The 21,675-nt window shown below is 68.8% G+C and carries 20 protein-coding genes; 8 read left to right on the plus strand and 12 right to left on the minus strand.

Annotated features, from left to right (window positions below):
• Positions 1-35 precede the first annotated feature (35 nt).
• The 6 genes from ABZ783_RS24985 to ABZ783_RS25010 form a co-directional block, all read right to left on the minus strand.
• Positions 36-851 carry a hypothetical protein gene (locus tag ABZ783_RS24985; RefSeq protein WP_357442098.1) on the minus strand — a complete coding sequence of 272 codons (816 nt, stop codon included), beginning with the start codon at positions 849-851 and terminating at the stop codon, positions 36-38.
• Positions 852-1,737: 886 nt separating this feature from the next.
• Positions 1,738-2,886 carry a hypothetical protein gene (locus tag ABZ783_RS24990; RefSeq protein WP_357442099.1) on the minus strand — a complete coding sequence of 383 codons (1,149 nt, stop codon included), beginning with the start codon at positions 2,884-2,886 and terminating at the stop codon, positions 1,738-1,740.
• Positions 2,887-3,029: 143 nt separating this feature from the next.
• Entirely contained in the window at positions 3,030-3,725 is a 696-nt protein-coding gene (locus ABZ783_RS24995) for a GGDEF domain-containing protein (RefSeq protein ID WP_357442100.1), read from the minus strand.
• 439 nt (positions 3,726-4,164) lie between these two features.
• On the minus strand, positions 4,165-4,443 hold the full coding sequence (locus ABZ783_RS25000) for a hypothetical protein (protein WP_357442101.1): 279 nt from the start codon (positions 4,441-4,443) through the stop codon (positions 4,165-4,167).
• A 115-nt stretch (positions 4,444-4,558) separates the two neighbouring features.
• Positions 4,559-5,011 carry a hypothetical protein gene (locus ABZ783_RS25005; RefSeq protein ID WP_357442102.1) on the minus strand — a complete coding sequence of 151 codons (453 nt, stop codon included), beginning with the start codon at positions 5,009-5,011 and terminating at the stop codon, positions 4,559-4,561.
• Positions 5,012-5,041: 30 nt separating this feature from the next.
• The gene (locus tag ABZ783_RS25010; RefSeq protein ID WP_357442103.1) at positions 5,042-6,046 is read right to left on the minus strand and encodes a DUF4192 domain-containing protein; all 1,005 of its coding nucleotides are present in this window, start codon (positions 6,044-6,046) and stop codon (positions 5,042-5,044) included.
• A 31-nt stretch (positions 6,047-6,077) separates the two neighbouring features.
• On the opposite strand from ABZ783_RS25010, the gene ABZ783_RS25015 reads away from it, so the two are divergent.
• The gene (locus ABZ783_RS25015; protein WP_357442104.1) at positions 6,078-6,323 is read left to right on the plus strand and encodes a hypothetical protein; all 246 of its coding nucleotides are present in this window, start codon (positions 6,078-6,080) and stop codon (positions 6,321-6,323) included.
• 202 nt (positions 6,324-6,525) lie between these two features.
• On the opposite strand, the gene ABZ783_RS25020 is transcribed toward ABZ783_RS25015, so the two are convergent.
• On the minus strand, positions 6,526-7,743 hold the full coding sequence (locus ABZ783_RS25020) for a transposase (protein WP_357442105.1): 1,218 nt from the start codon (positions 7,741-7,743) through the stop codon (positions 6,526-6,528).
• Positions 7,744-8,262: 519 nt separating this feature from the next.
• Positions 8,263-9,135, minus strand: a complete 873-nt coding sequence (locus tag ABZ783_RS25025; protein WP_357442106.1) for a DNA methyltransferase — start codon at positions 9,133-9,135, stop codon at positions 8,263-8,265.
• Here ABZ783_RS25025 and ABZ783_RS25030 point away from each other — a divergent pair.
• The 3 genes from ABZ783_RS25030 to ABZ783_RS25040 are packed head-to-tail and all read left to right on the plus strand — an operon-like array spanning position 9,113 to position 10,906.
• Positions 9,113-9,652, plus strand: coding sequence for a hypothetical protein (locus ABZ783_RS25030; protein WP_357442107.1), 540 nt, complete (start codon positions 9,113-9,115; stop codon positions 9,650-9,652). The genes ABZ783_RS25025 and ABZ783_RS25030 overlap by 23 nt on opposite strands.
• Positions 9,653-9,697: 45 nt before the next feature.
• Entirely contained in the window at positions 9,698-9,961 is a 264-nt protein-coding gene (locus ABZ783_RS25035) for a hypothetical protein (protein WP_357442108.1), read from the plus strand.
• 54 nt (positions 9,962-10,015) lie between these two features.
• Positions 10,016-10,906 (plus strand): alpha/beta hydrolase, encoded by an 891-nt coding sequence (locus tag ABZ783_RS25040; RefSeq protein ID WP_357442109.1) that lies wholly within the window; start codon positions 10,016-10,018, stop codon positions 10,904-10,906.
• On the opposite strand, the gene ABZ783_RS25045 is transcribed toward ABZ783_RS25040, so the two are convergent.
• Positions 10,879-11,532 carry a hypothetical protein gene (locus tag ABZ783_RS25045; protein WP_357442110.1) on the minus strand — a complete coding sequence of 218 codons (654 nt, stop codon included), beginning with the start codon at positions 11,530-11,532 and terminating at the stop codon, positions 10,879-10,881. The two genes, ABZ783_RS25040 and ABZ783_RS25045, sit on opposite strands and share 28 nt — an antisense overlap.
• Positions 11,533-11,805: 273 nt before the next feature.
• Between ABZ783_RS25045 and ABZ783_RS25050 the strand changes: the two genes are divergently transcribed.
• The 4 genes from ABZ783_RS25050 to ABZ783_RS25065 all read left to right on the plus strand — a co-directional run bounded on the left by ABZ783_RS25050 (position 11,806) and on the right by ABZ783_RS25065 (position 16,631).
• Positions 11,806-12,573, plus strand: coding sequence for a hypothetical protein (locus tag ABZ783_RS25050; RefSeq protein WP_357442111.1), 768 nt, complete (start codon positions 11,806-11,808; stop codon positions 12,571-12,573).
• A 475-nt stretch (positions 12,574-13,048) separates the two neighbouring features.
• Positions 13,049-13,525, plus strand: coding sequence for a hypothetical protein (locus ABZ783_RS25055; protein ID WP_357442112.1), 477 nt, complete (start codon positions 13,049-13,051; stop codon positions 13,523-13,525).
• A gap of 1,365 nt (positions 13,526-14,890) precedes the next feature.
• Positions 14,891-15,463 (plus strand): hypothetical protein, encoded by a 573-nt coding sequence (locus tag ABZ783_RS25060; protein WP_357442113.1) that lies wholly within the window; start codon positions 14,891-14,893, stop codon positions 15,461-15,463.
• Between the two features lie 892 nt (positions 15,464-16,355).
• On the plus strand, positions 16,356-16,631 hold the full coding sequence (locus ABZ783_RS25065; RefSeq protein WP_357442114.1) for a DUF6225 family protein: 276 nt from the start codon (positions 16,356-16,358) through the stop codon (positions 16,629-16,631).
• Here ABZ783_RS25065 and ABZ783_RS25070 read toward each other — a convergent pair.
• The 3 genes from ABZ783_RS25070 to ABZ783_RS25080 all read right to left on the minus strand — a co-directional run bounded on the left by ABZ783_RS25070 (position 16,628) and on the right by ABZ783_RS25080 (position 21,536).
• Positions 16,628-16,942, minus strand: coding sequence for a hypothetical protein (locus ABZ783_RS25070; RefSeq protein ID WP_357442115.1), 315 nt, complete (start codon positions 16,940-16,942; stop codon positions 16,628-16,630). The two genes, ABZ783_RS25065 and ABZ783_RS25070, sit on opposite strands and share 4 nt — an antisense overlap.
• Before the next feature lie 524 nt (positions 16,943-17,466).
• The gene (locus tag ABZ783_RS25075; protein WP_357442116.1) at positions 17,467-18,753 is read right to left on the minus strand and encodes an SWIM zinc finger family protein; all 1,287 of its coding nucleotides are present in this window, start codon (positions 18,751-18,753) and stop codon (positions 17,467-17,469) included.
• A complete protein-coding gene (locus tag ABZ783_RS25080) occupies positions 18,750-21,536 on the minus strand; it encodes an SNF2-related protein (RefSeq protein WP_357442117.1) in 2,787 nt (928 codons plus the stop codon). The genes ABZ783_RS25075 and ABZ783_RS25080 overlap by 4 nt, the downstream gene beginning before the upstream one ends.
• Positions 21,537-21,675: the final 139 nt, after the last annotated feature.

Here is a 21,675-nt window from a genome sequence, read left to right on the forward strand (position 1 = left end):
CTAGGCAAGGGTAGCGCCAGACCGAGCACCGCTGCCTAGTCTCGCATTTCACGCAGAGCGTCGGCCAGCAGTTCCTTGGCATCGACCAAGGCGTCGCCTGCTCGGAACTCAAAGGCTCCCTTGAGGTGCCCCTCAGCACTGGTGGAGGTTGCCGACCACTCGACCTGGAAGATCGTTCCCGCGTCTGCGGACGTCATGGCGGTCAGGGCCGGCAGTTTCACGGGCCTACCGGGGCGAATCGTCACAGGCGGATAGGTGATTGTGGTAAGCCCTTCCTCGCGCTCTATTTCAACCTTATCCTTAGGTTCAACCGGGGATCTCTGTGGGTGGATAGCCGACGCAAGCATCATCGGGGGGTAGGACGCCTGCAACCAGGACTTCTGCCCGTAGGGTGTCGGCCGCTCTGGCAATCGAGATCGCTTCGGCGGCTCATCCTTGACGTGTATGTAAATCCGCCCCTTGATCCGGAGCACAACCTCCACCTTCTCGTAGGATTTCTCTTTTTCGGTCGAGAGCACAATCTTCAAGTCACTGATATCTTTGAGGATGTACTGCCGAACCGCCGCAAAGGTGAGCACACTTTTGTAAGAACGGAGATGGCGCTCCACCTCATCTTTGTATTGATCTCGGGTGCGAGGATCACCAATCCCAAGGCCAGACAGCAGGGACGGGAGGATGACCTTCATTTGCTTCTTGGCTGCGGCGTTCACTCGCGCTTCTTCGGGGGTCAACTCCTGCCCCTGCTTGACCTTCTTCTCAATTCTCTCCAACTCACTGAGCCGAAGCCTCCCGACGTCTACGTCATCATGAGAATCCGACTCCGATTCTCCATCCGCAGCGGATATGTTCACCCCTTCACGTCGCTGCTCAAGAGAAGCAAGACAAGCCTTCTCTTCCTTAGCACACCATTCGTCGAGTGCGGTACGGATGTTGGTTCGCGGGAGGCGTTCAGGCCGAACCGCTGCGCTCAACTCAAGATTCAGCCGAGCATCGTGGCGCTCCTGATGTTGCTTGAGGGCCGATCCCCCGAAGCCAACGGCTCCCAGGAAGAAGCCCCCCCACTGCGCACGCGACCAGGGAGGGACCTGACAGCAGTCGCGCCATCATCGGGACGACGACGAGCAGGCCAGTAGCTAGGGCGCTGGCGAGGTACGTCACCCACCTTGGCAGCCATGCGATGAACCTCTGCACGCGCGAAGCCTAGCCTTCGCGCTCCACTAGGTCGGCCCGCGACGGCGACCCGTTTGCGACACGACGAGCGAGATCGAGCGGCCCCGGGTGAGACTGAGCGGGACCTACAAGAGAGGCCCCTGACCGGCGTTCTCGCAGGTCAGGGGCCGTTCTCGCACCTGGCGGCGGGTAGAGGATTCGAACCTCTGTAGCTTTCGCGACGGATTTACAGACCGCTGGCAAAGTGGCCTACTGCTTCCGGGCCGCTGGGTCCATTCCAGCTCTGGCGGTCCGGTGGGCGAGGCTGCGGCGGGGTGGCCAGGGTGTGGGGATGCCCGCGCCGAAGATGCGTTCGCGGACGGCGAGCAGGGCGGCGCATTGGTCACGGCGCCAGCGGGGCCACCGGTCTCCCCGGTCCAGTTGGCGAGGCTGTGGCGGGTGGTCAGCGTGTCGCAGTGATCGGCACCGACGGTGCCGCGTATGAGCACCGGATCGGGCCGCAAACCAGCGACTCTCGTCGGTATCGACGGTGCAGGCGCTTCCCTGCCCCCACCTGATCAACGGCATCTACTCATGATCCTCTGGCCTCTGTTTGCGACTGCTGAGCATGCGTACGGTGGTGCTGAGCTTGATCGGCGCGTCGTCGGGGCCTCTGAGGAACGGGTTGATGTAGACGGGGCGGCGCTGCGCTCTGCCGGCTCCGTATGGCTGGTTACGCCAGTGGCCGGACACCCAGAATCGGCTGGTTTGAGGGGGTCGGGGGTCGCCGGGTGCCGCTTGGGTGCCGGTCGGTGTGGTGCCGCGGTTAGCGCGGATGCTTACGACCCTCACTTCGGGCGCGGGTCGGTTGGTGCGGGCGTAGGTTTTGCGCAGGGCTTTGTCGACTTCGGCTGTTGTGACTTCGGCGGCCTGCTGTGCGATCAGCAGCCATGTCGCGAGCAGCGCTGCCGCTGGATGGTCGCCGGGCAGCAGGTGCTGCTCGTGAACCTGGACCGTGTTCATCGGGGCGAGCCAGCCCACGTGTTCGCGGAGTCGCTGGAGTGGTTTTCCGTCCAGTCCCCCGCCGATGGTGCGGTAGGTGACCAGGTGCCAGCCGTCGCTGGTGGTGGTCCAGGATGCGGCGGCGATCTGTCGTCGTGTCACCGGCCGCGACCACACGAGCAGCCCGTCCGTCGATGGCATGAGGTCGCGGCTGATGGTGACGTCGGGGAGCCTCTGTGCGGCGTACTCGGCCAGGTCGGTGAAGTCGTTGTCGATCCAGAACAAGCGTGATCGGTCCAGGCCGGCGGCGATCTGTTGACGTGCGTCGGTGTCCACGAGCGCGGTGGGAAGGTTGTCGGCGCCGTGGTAGAAGCGGGCGAGCCGGTCGCGTACCTTCGGCAGCTCTCGGGCAGTGATGGCGGTGGCGGGCCAGGCGGTTGTTGTGATGAGCGTTCGTCCCGGGTCCCGGGCGTTCAGGAACGCCAGGTGCAGTTCCTCGATGCGCTCTCGCGCCTCCGGATGGTTACCGAAGCCGAGGACCTGCACCGCTCGGTCGACGACCTTGTCGTTCCTGCCATCGTCGATGTAGGTCTGGCAGGTCACGCACGCCGCCCATGCGTGACCGAAGTTCTGCACCAGTCCCCCGGCCGTACCGATGGCGACGGCGGCGACTTCGCCGCCGACGAGCGTCCACGTCGGGTACGGGTCGCCGCAGAAGTCGCACGTGCGGTGCACGGTGTCGAGCTCGCTGACCGGAACGGGTACCGGTTCGTGTCCGTCGGTGGCGAGTTGGATCGGGTGCACGTAGGTGGGCGGTGTACCGAGGGTGTTCAGTGGGGCCAGGCAGATCTGGCAGGCCATCTCCTGCCGGGTGGCCGTCATGCCATTGCCTCGTGGTTCAGCTCCCGGTGGTCGCGGAGGCGGGGTTCTCGACGGCTGTCGGCGGCCGGCATCGCCATGCCCGGCTCGTAGACGGCGTGCCGGTTCCGGCCGTGGTGTTTGGCGTGGTACATGGCGATGTCGGCACGGCGGAGGGCTACCTCTTCGAACGGGTCGGTGGTTTCGGCGAGTGCCAGGCCGACGCTGGCGGTGACGGTGACCGTGACGGGTTTGCCGTCTGCGGTGAGTTCGACGGGCTGGGAGATCAGGGCGACGAAGGTGTCGGCGATGCGGGCCAGGTCGTGGGTGCGGACGGGCAGCAGTGCTGCGTATTCGTCGCCGGCGAGCCGCCCGGCGGTGCCGCCGTGAAGGGCGGCGATGTCGTGGATGCGGTCGCCGACGGCGACGAGGAGGTCGTCTCCCCTGTCGTGGCCGTGGGTGTCGTTGATCGGTTTGAAGTCGTCGAGGTCGATCAGGACGACGATGATGGGCCCAGCGTTGTCGGCGGCGGCGAGGGTGGCGTGCGCGGCGATCAGGCCGGCACGGTTGAGCATGCCGGTGAGCGGGTCGTGTTCCAGCTGCCAGATGGCGTCGGTGAGCTGGTTGCGGAGTCGGCGGATGAATGGCCACATGGTGAGGCCGCCGAGGGTGAACGCCACCGAGGCGGTGGCGATCATGATCAGTGGTAGGGACACTGGAGTCCTCCATTTCACTGGAGAACCCGGGACGCGTACGTTGTCGAGGCGAGGCGTCCCGGGTCCAGATGCGACGACGGCCCGCCTTGTGGCGGGCCGTTTTCGTGTTTGTGCCGCTCGATCCGCGGCACGGTTGTGGCTGTCTCCATGGGGAGACAGCGCTGGCGTGGCTCAGTCAGCGGATGTTGTCGGCGGTGTGGAGCTGGCGATGCTCCAGGTGGCGCCTGCTCGGGCGGGGATACCGCCCGGCGCTGGATTCGCCCAGCCGGTACACGGGCCGGTACGGCTCGTCGGTACGTGGCCGCCGGTCACGGAGGCGGCTCATGCGCGGGATTCGCGCAAGACGGCCGGGCGACGGCCGGTGAATCGGAAGATGCTGCCGGAGAGTGCCATTCGGCCTCTTGGGCGTCGGTGCGACGGCGGGCCTTGGGTGTTCGTGTTAGCGGCGCACCGGGTGCGCGGCTTGGTCCGCGCGGAGTGTGTCGGCCAGGTCCCCCGGAATGACGGCATAGGGTTCGACGGCCAGGAGCACCTCGGCCGGGTCGAGAATTGTCTCGACCCGGCCGACCCGAACCGTGACGGGTTCGTTGTCGGGGTCGGTGACCGGGTCCCAGGCGAAGTCGACGACGGTCGCGAAGAAGGTGCGGTGTGGGTTCCAGCCGGCCTGGATCGTGTAGCGCTCGAAGCCGGGTTTGGGCGTGAGGGTGTAGATGCCCATCGCTTCCTTCCATGGGGGTGTACGGCCGAGCCCGTCTGACATGAGGTGAGCCGGACGAGTCATGCCGCGGCGGCGGCTGACGACGGGGCCGGCGCGGGCGCCGGAGTACCGGTTCTCATGCCTCGGGCTGGCAGGCGCGTTCCTCGGCCAGGTCGACGATCTTGTCCCGTCGCGCGGCGGGAAGACCGGCGAGCAAGTCGACGCACTGCTGCTCCTGTGCGGTGACCGGCTGCGCGAACACCTCCTTGTAGGCCAGACGTGCTGCCTCGTGTGCGGCTTCGATCGCGCCGCTGTGGTCATGGGCGACGGCGACCTGACGCAGCTGCTCGGCCGCGGCAAGCGGGTCGCGGGACAGCGGGATGTCGTAGACGCGGAAGTTCGCCGGAAGGTCCGCCGCGCCGATCGCGGTGATCAGGCACAGGTTCGCCTGGACCTGGTAGGCGTACGCCTCGCTGCGGGTCGGCGTTTCGCCGCGAGCCCGCACGGCGGCGCGTTCGGCGTTCCACCGCAGCCGGGCTTCTTCGGCGAGTCTGGCGAGGGCGAGCAGCATGCTGCGAGTGGGATCCACTGGGTTCTCCTGTTGTTGAGGGGTTTTCGGCTACCGGGTTGAGGGGTTGGTTCGCGCGGCGGCGATTGCCTGCTCGAACACCGATGGCGGGAGTCCGCCGTGCAGCGAATGCAGCAGCAGGTCGGCGAGCTGATACGCGGGATCCACCTGCAATGCACGGTGCGCTGCCATGGCGGCCAGGGCGCCGTCACCGCAGCGCCACGCGGCGAGCGCGAGCAGGGTGGCCGGTGCCGGCACAAGCGGTTCATGGGCGCGGCGGGTGACGTCGGCCCAGAACGTGACGTGCCGGTCGTGCGGCTGCGTGAGGTCCGCGGCAAGGTCCCGCACCGATGGCCGCTTCAGGAGCACGGTGAGCCAGGCGACCTCGTCATCAGTGAGGCACCTGCCGCCGTCGTGCTGTCGCAGCGCGTCGCGGACCGCTTGCGCGCCGGCCTCGTCCACGGCGTTGCCGGCGGCGCTCACCGCCTTCAGGCGGGCGATCGCCTCCCGGGTTGCGCGGCGTATGTCGTCACGGGCGGCGCCGCCGACGGATGCGAATCGGGCGGCCACGGCGGCCCGGTCCGGTAGCGCGACCAGCCCGGCGGCGGTGGCCTGTACGGCGACGAGTGAGGTCGGGTCGAGCGAGGTTCCTTGGGGTGGACAGCAGGCGGGGTTGTCGCAGGTGAGGTTGTAGACCCGGGTGCCGGTGACGCGGAGCAGTTGCCGGATGGTCATGCCGCTGGCGGTGAACGCGTCGCCGACGCTGCCTAATGCCGGGTCGACGTGGTCGGGGTCGCCGTAGCCGATGAGCATGATGTGAGTGATCGGCTGCTGCCGCCGCACGACCGGGACCAGGTTGGCGGCGAGGTCGAACAGGTGGCTTGCGGGGGCGCCGGGGGCGGGCAGGTCGGCCCGGGCGGCGAAGACGACGCGGCGGTCCCTGCTGGCAAGAACGACGATGCTGCCGTCGCTGGGCCGGAAACCGAGGAGGTACGGCACCGCGGTTACCAGGTCGGCTGGGGATCGCACGGTCAGCTTGTTGTCTGGAAACGACATGATGATCTCCACTGCTGATTGAGGTCGACAATTGGCCGCAGGCGAGCGGGTAGGCGCCGCGCCTGTCCGCGTCGGCTGGGCGCAGCGCGACGCGGCCCCTGCGGGAACAGGCGCACCGATCACCCGGATCGGCGCGCCTGACGGTTCAGTCGCTGTCGAGGTCCAGGTACAGGTCGATACCGACACCCTCGAGGCTCGTGGTCACTGTGATCGGGTGGTGGTCGATGCCGGCGAGCGCCCGGGTCAGGTCGGCGCGGACGAGGGCTTCGGTGGCTGAGGTAGCGCCGGCTGAGGCGGTGTGGCCGCGGAGCCAGATCTCGTACTCGTGGCGCCCCGGAATCCGCCAGCCTTCGGAGGAGATGGTCCATCGTTGCGGCAGCGGTTCAAGCCGCCATGGCGAGGGCGTCTTCGCAGCCGGGCCTGCAGTTGACTTCCTCCCCACGCCTGCAGGCGGAGGGATTCCCGTGGCTGAGGCGTGTTCACGCCGTGAGCCTTGCGGATGGTTGGCGCTTCGCGGACCGGGTAGCCCCGAGGTCTCCACGCCCTGTGACCGCCAGCCCGGCGGCGAGTATGTTCTTGGCCGCGTTCACGTCGGCGTGGTCCTGGTGCCCGCAGGCAACGCACCGGAAGACCGCTTGGCTCTTGCGGGATTCCGGTGCGACATGCTTGCAGGCGTTGCAGGTCTGCGACGTGTACGCGGGGTTGACCTTCTCGATCTTCGCACCGTGGTAGCGGGCGGCATGCTCCAACTTCAGCAGGAACCTGCCCCAACCCTTGGACAGGATGGCTCGATTTAGGCCGGCCTTGGCCTTCACATTCCGGCCGGGCTGTTCGACAGTGCCCCGTGCGCTGGCGGTCATGTCCTTGATCCGCAGGCGCTCGACGGCGACCAGCCCGTGGCCACGCACGAGCCGCACGGCTTCCTGCGCGGCGAAGTCGAGCCGCCGATGCCGGATGCGGGCGTTGAGCCGGCCGATCTCAGCGCGTACCTTGTCGCGGCGCTTCGACCCGCGGTTACGGCCATGAACCCGTAGTGACCGAGACAGGCGCTGCTGCAACCGCTTCAGCCGGACCGCCTCGCCCTGGGTGACGAAAGCCCGATCATCCAGACCACCGTCAGATGTGGCCACCGCGACGGCCACACCCCGGTCGACGCCGATCGGCGGTTTACGGTTCGGCGCGGCCTCGGCAACGCCGTCCTCGACACAGAACGAGATGTACCAGCGGCCACCGTCGCGGGAGACTGTGGCGTTGCGGATGACACCGCCGAGCGGACGGGTCCACCGGAAACGCACCGGCCCGAACTTCGGCAGCCGCACCTCACCCCACCGCCGGCTCAGCCGCCGCACAGCGATCTGCTCTGGGTCGGGGAACCGGAACGACGGCGCGGTGCGTGTCTTGGACCGCCACCGCACCTTCCACGTCCCGTGCGTTTTGCACGCGCGTTCCAGGTCGCGCAGGGTCTGCTGCAACGTGTGCGACGGGGCGTCGGCCAGCCACCCGCAGTCCGGGTCCTTCTTCGCTTCGGCCATCTGCCGGGCCTGTTCGCTGTAGTTGATCCAGGCTCCGCGTCGGCGGTACTCACGGCGCTGCTCCAACGCGGTGTTCCACACCGCCCGGCAGATCGCGCCCACCGTCTCGGCGTAGGCAGCCTGCTCCGGCATGAAGGCGAGTAGGTAGCGGCGGCCGGTCAGCATTCAACGGCCTTCTGCTGCTGTGCCGCCCGATTGCCGGCGGCAGCCGAGTGGATGCCGGTGACCAGCCCGGCGCACGACGCCAGCCGAAACGTGGCCATGTCGTGGGCTCGGCCGGAGCCGCTGTCTCCGTCGACGACTGGGGTGACACTGCTGAGGAGATCGGGCGGGGTTGCGTTGTGGTCGGCGAGGGGATCACCGCCTGTCAGATACCAGGCGGGACAAAGCATCGGTCCTCCTTGGGACTCGAAGGAAGTCGGCCATCGGGTGGTGGCCGCCTGCAGGGATGGGGGTGTCCTGCCCCGGTCGCAGATGAGGCGAGGGGCTGGTCATGAGTGCTGAGGGTCTGAGGCTGGCGGACGGCGGCCGACCGGGAAGGGTGGGCGCGATGCCGTCGCGGACGTGTCAGATCAGCACATAGAAAAGGAGAAGAGCCCTCAGGCTAACCGCGTTGCCGCTGGTGTGGCCGGAGCTGTCAGGTCTGGCCGCCTGGCAGAACCTGACAGCCCAGCTCACCTGCTGTCAGCCGTCGGCGGGCGTGATGCGGGAGTTTCGGCCACGCCGCAGGACCAGGACATCCTCATGCGCGACGAGGTGCACAGGGAGGCCCTCGGCCCTGGACTTGCGTACCGCCATGAGCCCGAACATCGAGGCGCGGTGCACGATCTGGCCGTCGCGGACGGCGGCGAGCATCGCCGCGCACCGCTGCACCGGTATCAGCCCGACCTGCTGCGCGACCGTCAGGAGTTCACCGGGCAGGTCGATGAAGTCGTCCGGGCTGCGGCGTACCGGTCGGCAGGTGATGACTACCGTGCCGCCGGGGCGCAGCAGCTGGTAGCTGGCGGCCAGGATCGCGGTGAACCCGTCGAGCAGACCTGACCATCCGGCGTAGGCGAGGTTGCCGCTTGCGCGGTCGCCGTACAGGTGGGCCCTTTTCCTGACCCCGGTAGCGGTCATGCGGACAAGTCCGTGGGTGGACCGCCCGTACGGCGGTGAGGTGAGCACGAGCCCGACCTCGCCGACCGCGGACGCGGGGGCGAGATCGAGCAGGCGGGTCGCGTCGCCAGTGATGACCTTCGCCGTGCCGGCGGCACCCTGAGACGCGGCGAGGGCGACGTTCGCGGCCGCCAAGGCGGCGAACCGCGGTTCGATGTCCACGCCGAGCGCGTGCCGCCCGAGGTGCATGGCCTCGACGAGGGTGGTGCCCGACCCGCACATCGGGTCGAGCACCAGATCCCCTGGCGCGGTGTAGGCGGCGATGGCGTGCGCGGCGAGGTGAGGCAGCATCTTGCCCGGATGAGTGGACGACTCCCGTACGTAGCGGCCGCGTCGCTGGTCACGAGCAGGCTGCTGGCAGGTCAGCCACACGGAGGTGATCGGCATCGGCTCAGGCATCGCCGTCGCCTCCCGCCTGGGCGACATCCTGCGAGTCCCGCTGGGCGGCCGGCCCGGCACCCATGTCGTGCTGTTGCCCTACGCCCGCCGGGTCCGCCATCACCAACTGTTTCTTGCCGAGATGCCTGCACCCCGCGACCTGGTCGGCCAGGCACGCCGGCAGCGCCGCGCCGCAGGCCCGCCCGATCCGCTGTCGCCAGCGGTGGGTCGGCCCGTCGTCACCTGGATCCAGCCGCCGCTGTTCGACCCCGGGCCTCGTGACTATCGGCGCCGTGTCGACTTGCGCACCCGTCCGACGCTGGATAACCCGTGTTTGGCGGCCGCAGCGCCACACATCGGCGTCGCGGTCGCCTTGGCCGCCGTCCACGCCGCCCGACACGGCGACATCATCACCATGCAGTTGTCCGACGTGGACCTCGCCAACCAGCGGCTCACCGTCGCTGGCCACACCCGCCCTCTCGACGACCTCACCCACGCCGCGTTGACCGACTGGCTCGACTACCGGCGCTGCCGCTGACCCAACACCGCCAACCCGCACCTGCTGATCAGCAAAGAGAGCGGTGTGCGGCTCGGCCCAGTCAGCCACCCCTGGCTCAACCGAATCCTGCGCGGGCTGCCGGCGGCCCTCGAACGGCTGCGCATCGACCGTCACCTCGACGAAGCCCTCGTCAGCGGCGCCGACCCGCTGCACCTGGCCGAGGTCTTCGGCATCTGCGAGACCACCACGATCCGCTACGCGGCCGCGGCGCGACAACTGCTGAGCACCGAGCAGACCGACGATCCGGTGGCCCACCCCGGCCGGCACGCGCAGCCAACCATCAACTGACCCGGCCGTCTCGCTCAGCAAAGCGGTCCCACACAAGCCGCCATACTGTCGCCCATGAACCTGGACGTGCGCAGCGACGACAACTGCCACCTGTGGGCCGAACAGTCCGGCACCGGGCCGCCGCTGGTGCTCTGTCACGGCGGTCCGGGCCTGTGGGACTACCTCGACCCGGTCGCCCGGCTGCTCGATGATCGCGCCCGCACCATCCGATGGGACCAGCGCGGCTGTGGACGCTCCCAGCGGCGCGGACCATACAGCGTCGCCCACTTCGTCGCCGACCTCGACGCGGTACGCGACCAACTGGCCGGACCGCGAATGGCCCTGTTGGGCCACTCGTGGGGTGCGCACCTGGCGTTGCGGTACACCATCGAACACCCCGAACGGGTTAGCCATCTGATCTACGTGTCCGGGACCGGCATCGACCCCGGGCGCGGCTGGCACCCGCACTACAAGCGGAATCTGAGGCTGCGGCTCGGGCATCATCTGGACCGGTGGGAGGCACTCGGCGCCCGCACCCGCACGCCCGCGGAGGACCGCGAATGGGCGGTCCTGCAGTGGTCGGCCGACTTCGCCGACCACGGCACCGCATTGCGGCACGCCCAACGCATGGCCACTCCATGGCTGGGCATCAACTACGATTGCAACCAGGCCATCAACGCCGAGGTCAAGCAAGAGCTCAGCGACTCCGAAATGGCGGTGCAGTGCCGAGCGCTCGACCTGCCCGTGCTGATCATCGACGGCACCGAGGACATCCGCCCCCGCTGGGCCGTCGACTCGCTGCACCAAGCGCTGACCAACTGCCAACGCGTGAGCCTCGCCGGCTCCGGTCACTTGCCGTGGGTCGAGAATCCGCACGACTTCCGTCGGGCGGTGACCACCTTCCTGACGCAACAAAGTCGCCAGACGCTCAGCCAGGTTCACCGCGAACCCCCGGATCCGCGATAGCGCGACTGCGCAGACGAACCCTTGGGTTCACGTCGAGAACCCATCAGGTTCCTTGAACTCTCGGGAATCGTCGCCCGGGCGAAAACCAAGATATCGGTGTGGATGTCCAGCTGTGTCCGCTGGCCGCGCGTGGGTGGCTGGTCGGCCGCCACGATGTGCTGCAGGTAGGACAGACCTGCCTGCTTGGCCGCGATGACGACGTCGACCGGAAGGATCGGGTCGCCGTGCGCCAGCAGCACGACCAGGCAGCCGCCGGGCAGGAGCCTCGCCCGACCACGAGCGAAGAACTCGACTGGTGCGCCGGCGTCGGGGGCGAGTGGCCAGCCGGTGACGATCAGCATCGCCGTCTCGCTCCCCCAGCCCGTCGAATGCGCCACCTGCAGGTGGCTGTGGCGGTGGGCGGCGAGGATGGCGCCGGCGAGTTGCGGCCCGTCGGTCAGGTCGATGATCAGGTCGGACGGGTGGGTGAGGTTGTAGACCAGCCGCATGCCCATCGCGGTGGACATGGTCTCGCCCGGCTGCGGGGCGGGTATCGGCCAGACGGTGATGGGCACGGGCGGATCGCCGGGCACCACGTCCCCGACGGGGGCGGGTGCGTTGTGATGGTTTCTCTCGGTCATGGGCATGGTGGCCCCCGGACCGGCGGGCGTACTGACGGTCCTCAGTGCGCCGCTGACAGCCCGATCGAACCCGCCCCCGACCTGACAGAACCGATCAGCCCCCGATCCCTGATAGCAACGTCGGCGGGCGCGGGCAGTCGGCGCAGCGGCGAACCCGACATGACCTGGCACGACCTGTCCCGGTCTGACAAACGCTCGTGGTGTCAGGTCGGGCTGTCCCAATCGAGGTCTCGGAGCCATCGCACATCGCGAAGCGCTCCCCTTCGAGAGGACATCACCATGCCGGCGACCACCCGCACGAGGACGGCCGACACGGCCCTGACCACCGCCGAGAAAGCGTTCGAGCTGCTCACCTGCGAACCCGCGCCACTGGTGTTCGACGCGCGTCCGGTGCCGGGCCTGCCGGACGCGACGATGCCGCTGGACGAGCTGCGCAACCTGCTGATGTGCGAGCGCTACGACAGCGACACCACCGACGAGCTGTGGCGGCAGCTGGCCCACCACGCCCGCGAACGGGGACCCGCCTGGGTCGTCGGCGCGATCGGCGTGGCCCTGCCCGCACTCACGCACCTCGCCGCGAAAATCAGCCGCGGCCACGCCCGGCACGCCGACGACGTCGACTCCGAAGTCCTGGCCGGGTTCCTCCACGCACTGCGCACCGCGGACCTCGCCCCACCCCGGCTGTGGCTGCGGCTGTGCTGGGCGGCATGGCGCGCCGGCACCGCGGTCATCAAAGCCGACGACGGCGAGGAACTGCCACTGGACCTGCCCAGCGGCTCGCGGACGCCGAGGATGCCCTACGGGCACCCGGACCTGCTGCTCGGGCGAGCAGCCGTCGCCGGCCTGATCACCTCCGAAGCCGCCGAACTCATCAGCGCTACCCGCTTCGGCGACACGCTAATCGAGCACCTGGCCGCCGAACAGGGCGTGACCGCGCCGGTCCTGCGCATGCGCCGCCGCCGCGCCGAGCGCATCGTGGCTGCAGCCGTCACGCGAGGCGACCTATCGGGCCCGATCCGCTCGCCCGGCCGCGCGAAGCTGCCATGACGGCCTGACCAACCTCGAAGTAGGGCGGGGCAGCCGTTGGGCGCCAAGGCCGCCCCGGCGAGACCGCCGTCAGGGCCCCGACCAGGCGAGCGACTGCCACTGGGACCAGCCGCTCGATGCGGAGCCGAATCGCCTCGTCGACCAGGAACGCCGCCAGAGGTCGCTATTGATCGTTGCCTGGCGCACGGCAGCGGAGTTGTTGCCGCGAAACGGCAGGGCAGCCGTCGGACGCGACGAACAGTATGCTCCGCCCCAAATGGAAGCGGGGCATCAATGATCGTGGTTGATCGAATGCGCGGCGGAGCGTCGCCGACGTCAAGATCGCAGGTATCGGTTGGCCGGCGTGCTGACGGGCCGACAGCCACCTGCCCACGTTCGCGACACCGTCAGCTTTGAACCTCGGCATGAAGGTGGTCCATCCATAGATAAACCTAAGGGTTCTGCGTTGATGACGAGTGTCACATACACTGCCGACGTGGCACTCCTCGCTTGGTGGGATCCGGGTTGGTACAACCTCGATCAGTCCTTGAGGGTTGGCCGGCGTGACACGTTCGCGTTCTTTTGGCCCGGAGACATGGCCGTCGACGACCCACGTATCGGGTTTGACCGTCATCCGCACCGCTTACTCTTGACGAAGCCGGGTTACGATCTGGTTTTCGCAAACTCCGTTGGTAGGGCCTGGGACTACCGGTCGGCGACAGTAGAGTCCATCGAACACGCCAGGTTCGGACCTCTCGACGCTGTCGACACAACGAGCTTCGGCCAGTACACCTTCCGGCTCCACGATGGACGGTCGGTGACCATAGAGGCCGAGGAGACGCCAGGAGCTGTCAACGCTGCCAGCCCGGACTTTCCGGTCGACGTCTGCGATCCTGCCTGGGCAGGCAACTCGGGATGGGCGCTTGTCGTGGTGCTCGCCGATGTCACCGAAGCGAGCCCGGACCGCACCTGAACCGGCCGGTCGTGCGCCCCTGATAAGCGCATTCAAGGCGATGGCGTCCAAGGCTACGTCGACGACCCAACGCCATCCCGTATGCCGCCGATCCGCCCTCTGGGGAGCGGGCCGCCGCCCGGCCCGCGTCGTCAAGCGCGCCTTGACGGATCGTACAGACGCTGGCGGGCCGGGCGGTGGTCTGCTCGGCTTGCCCGGGTCGTCGGCTGGCGGGATGGCCCTGCGCAACCACCCACTGACCGCAACACGCGGACGAATCCCCGACCATCCTGGAGTCGTTGCGCCCCCGCCGGAGGCGCAGTAGCCGCAACCCCGCGACCGCCGCCAGCTCGCCGACGGGGCCCGGGCTCTCCGGCGCCGCGCGGGCTCGTGGCCGCGCGGGCTCGTGGCCGGCTGCCGGCCCACCACCTCACCCGGGCGTGGGCCTGTCGTTCTGCGGCGGGCCCCGGGCTTCCCGCTGTCCGCGCCAGCCACCGGGGCGCCAGGCGTGACGGCCGCAGAGCGACAGCGGCAGCGGCCGACGCGCGCCCAAGCGGCGGCGCGTGCGGCCTGTTGCGGGCCGCCTTGAAGACGTACATGAGGGTCAGGGCGTTGCGGTGATCGCCTGGCTGGAAGCATGGGCGGATGAGGTCGAGGCTACGCAAGCTACACATCGACGGCCGGGAGTTCATCTGGAAGGCCGACATCCGGTCCGCATCTGGCCCTGACGGTCGTCTGCACCGCTGCATAAGGCTCCGCGTGTGGGGTGCAGGAAAGAACGGTCGCGCTCTACAGGTCGACTTGACCGAGCGGCCATCCCCAGGACCCACCGTTGCCTTTGGCCATCGGTACGTCGAGACCGACGTGCACGGCAGTGGGGAGACGTATCCATACCCTACAGCTGCGGACGTACGCGTTCTTGTCGGTTACGGGCTGAGCGCTGGATGGACACCGGAGGCGTTAGGCGGGAAGTTCCAAGTTACCCCGGCGGCTGAACTTGAGCTACCGGGATGTGCCATCACTGATCTTCTGTGGGCCGTCGACCAGCACCGCTAGTGCTGGGCAGAGACCACGGCGTCAGATGCCCGCACACAACCATGATCGACGGCAGAAGGTGGCCGCCACGTATCACCCAGGTCGTGTGACTGATCTGTCATCACGGAGGTCCTGAGACTCGACATCGCTCGCCCAGGCACTCTACGGCGCGCTCGGCCGACGAGTGCTCCTAGGAGGTCAAGGGGTGAGGGCGGCAAAGTCGGCGCGTAGGGGCACGCCGGCGGCCGGCTGTCGTACTCCAGATGACGGGTTACACCTTGGCGGCTCTACGGCCGGGCGACCTCCTGCCTGAGGGGACCCTAGGCTGACGCCCATGTCGGGGAGCATGCAGTGATCGACCTGGACGAGCACAATCACCAGTCGGCGGAGTCGGGTACCACCGCCCATGACCGTCTCGTGGTCAGACAGAAGATGACCCTGCGCCTCGTCGCCGCCTTCGTGGTCGGCGTTGTGCTTGGCGGCTTCGGTGTCAGCCAACTGCGAGACTCGCGTGATCAGCGGGAGCGGAACGTCGTGGTCGCATTCGTGGCCTTCCCTCAATCGGCCGACTCTGGAAGCGCAGCCTCCGAGGGATCCGTCCGACTGTCCGGGTATCTGGCGTTGGCCAACGCCGGCCCCGGGCCGATCACCGTTCGTGGGGTTCATGCAGAGAGGCCGGGCGTCGTGATACCCAGCATCGGATCGCCCCGGCTGTTATCCCCTGGCAGCACCGGTCAGTTCGCGGTCGAGCTGTGGTTCGAGTGCTCGGTCGCATTCCTCCAGCGAGAGCCGCTGCCGCTAGGGTTATCAGTCGAGACCGATGACAAGCAAGGCAGAGAGGTCAGCTACCCCGTCGCTCTCGTAGGAAGCGACTGGGAGCGGGATGCTCTGAGCGAGTGCTCACGCATAGGCACGGTGGGCTGACGCGTAACAGACCAAGGCCAAGCGCTGAAGCGGATCTCCTCGTCGGGCAGTCGCAGACCGTCCAGCCTCCCCGGACGGGGATAAGGTGGAGCCCTACCGGACGAGTCTCAATGGTGGCTGTCAAGCGACGGCGGACGCCGACGGCCAGGAGCGGCCTGGGGATTGGAAGAAGGTCCGGGATGGCTTGCCAGGCGATTGCGCACCTGGTCACCCGGTCTGTCGTTGTCGGCGAGCGTCGGTGTTGGCGGGCGGGCTTGGCTGTACAGCCAAGGAAGGTCACCGACACCATGACGGCACCGCCGAACCTGACCGTTCCGGTTCGGGAGGTCGCCCTCGCCCGGTGGCTCTCCACAGAGCTCGTCGCCATTGAGATCGGACAGCGGCATCCCCTGGCCGGCGGCGTGGACTCACCTCTTGTCGAGCGGGTCGAGGTCACCGCCGTGCGTGCGACCGGGGGCCGAGGTGATCGCCCTGCGTGAGCTCGATACGGTATCTGCCGCCGATGCCTTCCCCGAGCTGATTGACGCTGGCACTGATGACTCCGGTCCGTGGGTCGTAACGCCGTTCTATCCCGGCTCGACGCTGCCGTGGGACGCGGAGGTTCCGGAGGTGGTGTTCGCGAGCTTGGCCCGATTGCACAACCGATACCTCGGGCGTTCGAGCACGCTGCCCGTAGAAGGGTGGCCGCGGCCGGCCAAGATCGGGCCGCGGGTCCCTGCGTGAGCTTGGCCCGAGGTTGGGCCACAGGCCGTTTTCGCAGCTCAACTGACCTGCTCGGCGGTCGGAGGCGGAGCCTCTCTGGTGCCGCCTCAGGCAACGTTTGCTTCAAGGCCCGGTGGGCTCAGGTGATGGGGCGCCTGGCTGTCTTGGCCCGGTGGCCTATTCTGCGATCGTGGGTGGTGATCAGGAGCTGGAGCGGTACCGCCACGAGGTCCGGGAGTGGACAGTGGGTGAGCTTCGTCAAGTGCTCGATGGGCTTCCCGGAGGAATGCGGCTGCGTATCGACGTGCCATCAGCTCCGCGGTCCAATGGTGTGCAGGAAGCGGATCGTGAACTGGTTCTCGGCGGTGTCTTCGTGGACGACGCCGACCATCTCGCGCGGAACGAGCTGGTTCTGCAGGCCGACTTCAGCAGTGACTGGTATATGCGGCCTCGGGCCGAGTCTTAGGCGACGTTTGCCCTGGCCACGACCTTACGGAGGCGTTCGTCGGCGGCGTTGTTGTTCCGCCAGATGATGTAGCGGCGGATCATGCTGCCCTGCTGCTTGTGGCTGCCGTGGTCGGTGCCGTCGAGGGTGAAGTAGCGCAGGGCGGTGAACTGGGCCTCGATGCGGTTGAGCGAGGAACTGTTGGTGGGTGTGTAGGCGAGCTCGACGTTGTTGGCCGTAGTCCAGTCGCCGACCCGGGTGTCCTTCTTCGTGCTCAGGTGCGGGGAGTAGTTGCTGAGCACGATCGCGATGCGGGTCTGCGGCGGCTGCATGCTCAGGTAGCGGCAGAACTCAGGAACCGTGTCCGATGTTTCGTCGGCTTGATGTGGCAGTAGAGCTTGTCCCGGGCCAGGTCGTAGGCGGCGAACAGGTGCCTGATCCCGTGCGGGCGGGTGTAGGTCGCCCGCCGGCGGCGCCGCGGCTTCCGCTCAGGGTCCTTGTGCCGTCCAACGCGCTCGGCCCACTGCCGCCCCGGATGGGGCTGGAGATTCAACGGGCCGAACTCGTCCAGGCAGAACACGACTCGGGCTCGCCGGCCTCCGGTATGACCTCGCCGTCGGCGATCGCGTAGAGGTGCTCGACGGGGGCCTTTTTGGCGGCATAGTCCGGGTCGGCCCGTCTTCCACGCCCTGAGCGAGGCTGAGCGGCTGGAGATCCTGCTGTGCAACGCCCACCACGTCAAGAACGTGCCGGGCCGCAAGACCGACGCCTCCGACGCGGTGTGGCTGGCCGAACTCTGCGCGGTGGGACTGCTGCGCGGCCGACCGGCGCGGCGCTGGAAAGCTCAGCCCGCGGTTCAGTCGTTCAGGACGTTGAGCAGTGCGTCGGCCGGGCTGGGGCTGGGCGGCCCTGCGGGCCACCACTGCCCGTAGCGGCGGCGGAACGGGTACCAGCGGCCATCGCGGCCGTAGCGGATCTGCACATCGCGCCCGACGGTCCAGCGGTTGCGCCAGTTCTTGAGCTCCGGTGCGGCGCCGCTGCCCTCCCACGCCTCGCGGAGCGCGTCGGTGGCCCGGGAGACGAGGTCCTTCGGCGGGCTGAAGACCGTGTCGAGGGCGTCCACGCCGGCGCGGCCGGCGTACTCCCACGCCTTGATCGCCCGGGGTAGCTCGCCGGCTCGGCCGCTGGCCTCCTCGAGCCGCTTCGCGGCCCGCGAGTGCGGCATCCGCGACGCGAGCCGCACGGCGTCCTGCCAGGCGTCGTGCTCGGGGGCGAGCACCTCTGCGGGGGTGGCGACCAGGAGGCGCCGGGCACGGGACGCAGCGTCCGCGGCGAGTATCCCCAACGCGTCGGCGTCGATGCCCGGCGCATCGTGCGCGGCGAGCAGGGGCGCGAGGGGCATCGCCTCGCCGTGCACCGGCGCTGGCGGCCCGGGCAGCGCCGCCGGGGCGGTGGCGTACGCCTCCTCGGCCCGGGTGCCGGTGGCGTCCTTCTCCTCGGCGGTGACCGTCCGGCCGGTGTTGCGGGAGCGTAGTTCCTCGACCAGTTCCGGTTCCGCCCTTCCGCGCATCAGTAGCAGCACGAACGGGTCGCGGTCCAGTAGCCAGGACGCCTGGTAGAACAGGGCGGCGGCGTGTCGGCAGGGGTGATCCCAGGACGGGCAGTCGCACTCGGGCTCCAGGTCGCCGTAGCCGGGCAGTAGTCGCACTCCGGCGTCGTCGGCGGTGTTCACCAGGTCCTGCGGCATGTCCCGGTCGAGCAGAGCGGCGATGTGCCCTGCCTTGGCGGCCACCCTGTCGAGCAAGCGGTCCCATTCGGCGTCGGGGAGGGTGCCGATGCGTACCACCGTGTGGTGCGGGGTATATTGGTCGCCGTCGTGGACCGGCGCGGAGATCCGGCCCGGGCTCACCGTGATCGACCCGACCTGCCCGGCGAAGGCGTATCGTCGGCCCTTCTTTAGCTGCTGCGGGTCTAGCGCAGTGCGCTCCATCGACTCGATCCAGGAGTTGCCCCACCAGGTGTCGGCGAACTTTCTGCCGATCCGCTTGGCCGGGCCGAACGCTGGGAAGGTGCGGGCGCGCCCGTCGTCCTCGGCCGGGTCGGCGTCCAGCTCGTCGTCGAAGTCGAAGTCCACGTCGCTCATTCCTTGTTGGTTAGCTGCACGAGCCGCAGCAGCTCGGCGTCGGACAGTTCGGTCAGGGCGGTTTCACCGCCGGTGAGTACCGCGTCGGCCAGTTCCCGCTTGGATTCCAACAGTGCGGCGATCCGGTCTTCCAGGGTGCCCTGGGCGATGAGCCGGTGCACCTGCACCGGCTTGGTCTGCCCGATCCGGTAGGCGCGGTCGGTGGCCTGTTCCTCCACTGCGGGATTCCACCAGCGGTCGTAGTGGATGACGTGGTCGGCGCGGGTCAGGTTGAGACCGGTGCCGGCCGCCTTCAGCGAGAGCAGGAACACGGGTACCGTCCCGGCCTGGAACTGGCGCACCATCTCCTCACGCCGGGGCACCGGTGTGCCGCCGTGCAGCAGCTGCGCCGGCACACCCCGCTCGGCCAGGTGCCGTTGCAGCAGCCGGGCCATTTGTACGTACTGGGTGAAGACCAGGGCAGCGCCATCTTCGGCGAGGATGGTCTCCAGTAGGTCGTCGAGGAGCTGCAGCTTCTCCGAGCGTCCGGAGAGCGTGCCGTGCGGCTCCTTCAGATAGTGCACCGGGTGGTTGCATACCTGCTTGAGGCCGACGAGCAGTTTCAGCACCAGGCCACGGCGGGCGATGCTGGTCGTGCTGGACCGGATTTCGGCCATCACCTCGTCGACGACCCGGCGGTACAGCATCGTCTGCTCGCCGGTGAGCGAGACCAGGTGGTCGGTCACGGTCTTGGGCGGCAGCTCTGGGGCGATGTCGGGGTCGGACTTTCGCCGCCGCACGAGGAAGGGTCGGAGCAGGCGGGACAGCCGCTCGACGCTGGTCGTGTCACGGTCCACCTCGATCGGTCGGGCCCAGCGGGCCCGGAACGCGCCGACCTTGTCCAGCAGGCCGGGGGTGGTCCAGTCGAGGATGGCCCACAGCTCGGAGAGGTTGTTCTCCACCGGCGTGCCGGTGAGCGCGACGCGAGCCCGGGCGGGGATCTCACGCAGCGCCTTCGCGGTGCCGCTGAGCCGGTTCTTCACGTACTGCGCCTCGTCCGCGACCAGCATTCCCCATGGCCGCCCGCTCAGCGCCGAGGCGTCCAGCCGCATGGTGCCGTAGCTGGTCAGCACGAAACCGCCGGCGACGCCGTCGAGGGAGCGGGCGGTGCCGTGGAATCGGCGGACCGGTACGCCGGGGGCGAACCGGCGGATTTCCCGTTCCCAGTTGCCGAGCACCGATGCGGGACAGATGACCAGGGTTGGTCCGGCGTGAACCGGGTCGGCCTGGCGGCGCAGGTGCAGTGAGATGACGGTGACGGTCTTGCCCAGCCCCATGTCGTCGGCGAGGCAGCCCCCGAAGCCGAGTGAGGTCATCCGTTCCAGCCAGCGCAGTCCGCGCAGCTGGTAGTCGCGGAGAGTGCCGTCCAGTTCGGCGGGGGGCGTCAGCCGCTCCGGGCCGCCCTCCGGCTCGGCGATCCGATCGCGTAGGGCGCCCAGCCAGCCGTCGGCCACCACCTCGACCCGCTCGTCGTCCACCTGCGTGCTGCCGATCAGCGTCGCGGCCAGCGCATCGTACGCCTTGAGTGGTGGCAGCTGCCGTTCCCGGGCCTTGCGGGCCAGTTCCGGCGCGACCGCCACCCACTGTTCGCGCAGGCGGACGATGGGCCGCGATGTGGCGACCATGTCCATCTCCGGGACGGTCAGCGGCTCGCCGGCCAGGGTGAGCTGCCAGCTTTGCGCCATCGGGGCGGCGGAGCGGAAGAAGTGGGCCACCTGCGGCGGCTGCTCGGGCGGCGATCCGATCAGGACCCGGGCGTGGAGGTCGCGGGACAGCTGCGGCGGCCACTGGAGGTCAACGCCAGCCGCCGCGAGCCGCGCCTCGGCCCCACCGAGCAGGTCGACCAGGTCCTCGTCGAGCAGCTCCAGCTCGACCGGGGCGGCCTCGTCGAGGAGCCGCTGCAGCGGTTGCCATGTTGCGGCGGCCCGACGCACCGCGAGCATCGCCTCGAAGGTGGCCCGCTCTCCGAGACCGTGCTCATCACCTTCCCACAGTGCCGCCGCGTCGCTGACCAACGTCGGGTCGGCGAGGCTGCGCATGCGGACCACCGCGGTGAGACCTGTGGTCTCGAGGTTGCCTCGCCCCTCCAGCCGCAGCGCCACCCGCAGACCGGTGTCCACCCCCGTGGAGACCTCCTGCGCCCATTCGCGCAGGTCGGTCACGGGTTCGGGGTTAAGACCGGTGAACCGGGCGTCACCGGTCAGCCATGCAGCCGCCGGAGTCCGGGGCAGGGTGTCGGCCACCGCGTCCAGGAATGCCCGCACCAGCCCCTGCGCCTCGGGCAGCACAAGCTGCTCGGCGAAGGGATCGATCGGCACGGCACGGGCCTCAGGGGGCATCGCGGCGGCGAGCGCGCGGATGCGCTCCACATCGGAGACGTCGAACGGGCCGACCCGCCAGCTGTCGTATCCGTTCGGGGAGACGCCGGGCAGCAGCCGACCGCGGGCGACCAGGTGCAGGCCGGTGACCGCCACCGCCGACCAGAACGCGGCGGCGGGCGTGACGTCCTCGTCGCGCAACGCGACGAGGTGGCGGACGGCGTCGCCGACCGGCACGGCACAGACCGGCACCTGCCACGCGGCCACCGGGCCGTCGAGGGGCAGGGCGAGGTCCAGCTCGCGGCATTCGCCGAGCTCGTCGTACTCGTCCGGCACGGCGCCGCCGGCGGGGTCGTAGAAGCTGACCGTGCCGGTGCGGGGTGGGTCACCCGGCTCGAAGACGACCGCGAACCGCCCGAGTCGCAACCTGTACCTCCTGTTTGTCGACGTGGACGCAGCCGCTCTGCGATGCCGCGACGCATTTACGTACGGCGTGCCGTACGTTGGAATCATGTAGCCGGGGATTGAGGACACCGAGCCGCACGCCGGCCGGTACGGCTGCGGA

Origin of the sequence: Micromonospora sp. NPDC047738 (assembly GCF_040642675.1) — a bacterium.
GTDB lineage: Bacteria > Actinomycetota > Actinomycetes > Mycobacteriales > Micromonosporaceae > Micromonospora.

Coding starts and splice junctions, on each gene's coding strand:
- ABZ783_RS25040 (WP_357442109.1), top strand. CDS start 10,016: ATGAACCTGGACGTGCGCAGCGACGACAACTGCCACCTGTGGGCCGAA.
- ABZ783_RS25010 (WP_357442103.1), bottom strand. CDS start 6,046: ATGTCGTTTCCAGACAACAAGCTGACCGTGCGATCCCCAGCCGACCTG.
- ABZ783_RS25070 (WP_357442115.1), bottom strand. CDS start 16,942: ATGCAGCCGCCGCAGACCCGCATCGCGATCGTGCTCAGCAACTACTCC.
- ABZ783_RS25000 (WP_357442101.1), bottom strand. CDS start 4,443: ATGGGCATCTACACCCTCACGCCCAAACCCGGCTTCGAGCGCTACACG.
- ABZ783_RS25025 (WP_357442106.1), bottom strand. CDS start 9,135: ATGCCTGAGCCGATGCCGATCACCTCCGTGTGGCTGACCTGCCAGCAG.
- ABZ783_RS25020 (WP_357442105.1), bottom strand. CDS start 7,743: ATGCTGACCGGCCGCCGCTACCTACTCGCCTTCATGCCGGAGCAGGCT.
- ABZ783_RS25075 (WP_357442116.1), bottom strand. CDS start 18,753: ATGAGCGACGTGGACTTCGACTTCGACGACGAGCTGGACGCCGACCCG.
- ABZ783_RS25050 (WP_357442111.1), top strand. CDS start 11,806: ATGCCGGCGACCACCCGCACGAGGACGGCCGACACGGCCCTGACCACC.
- ABZ783_RS25045 (WP_357442110.1), bottom strand. CDS start 11,532: ATGCCCATGACCGAGAGAAACCATCACAACGCACCCGCCCCCGTCGGG.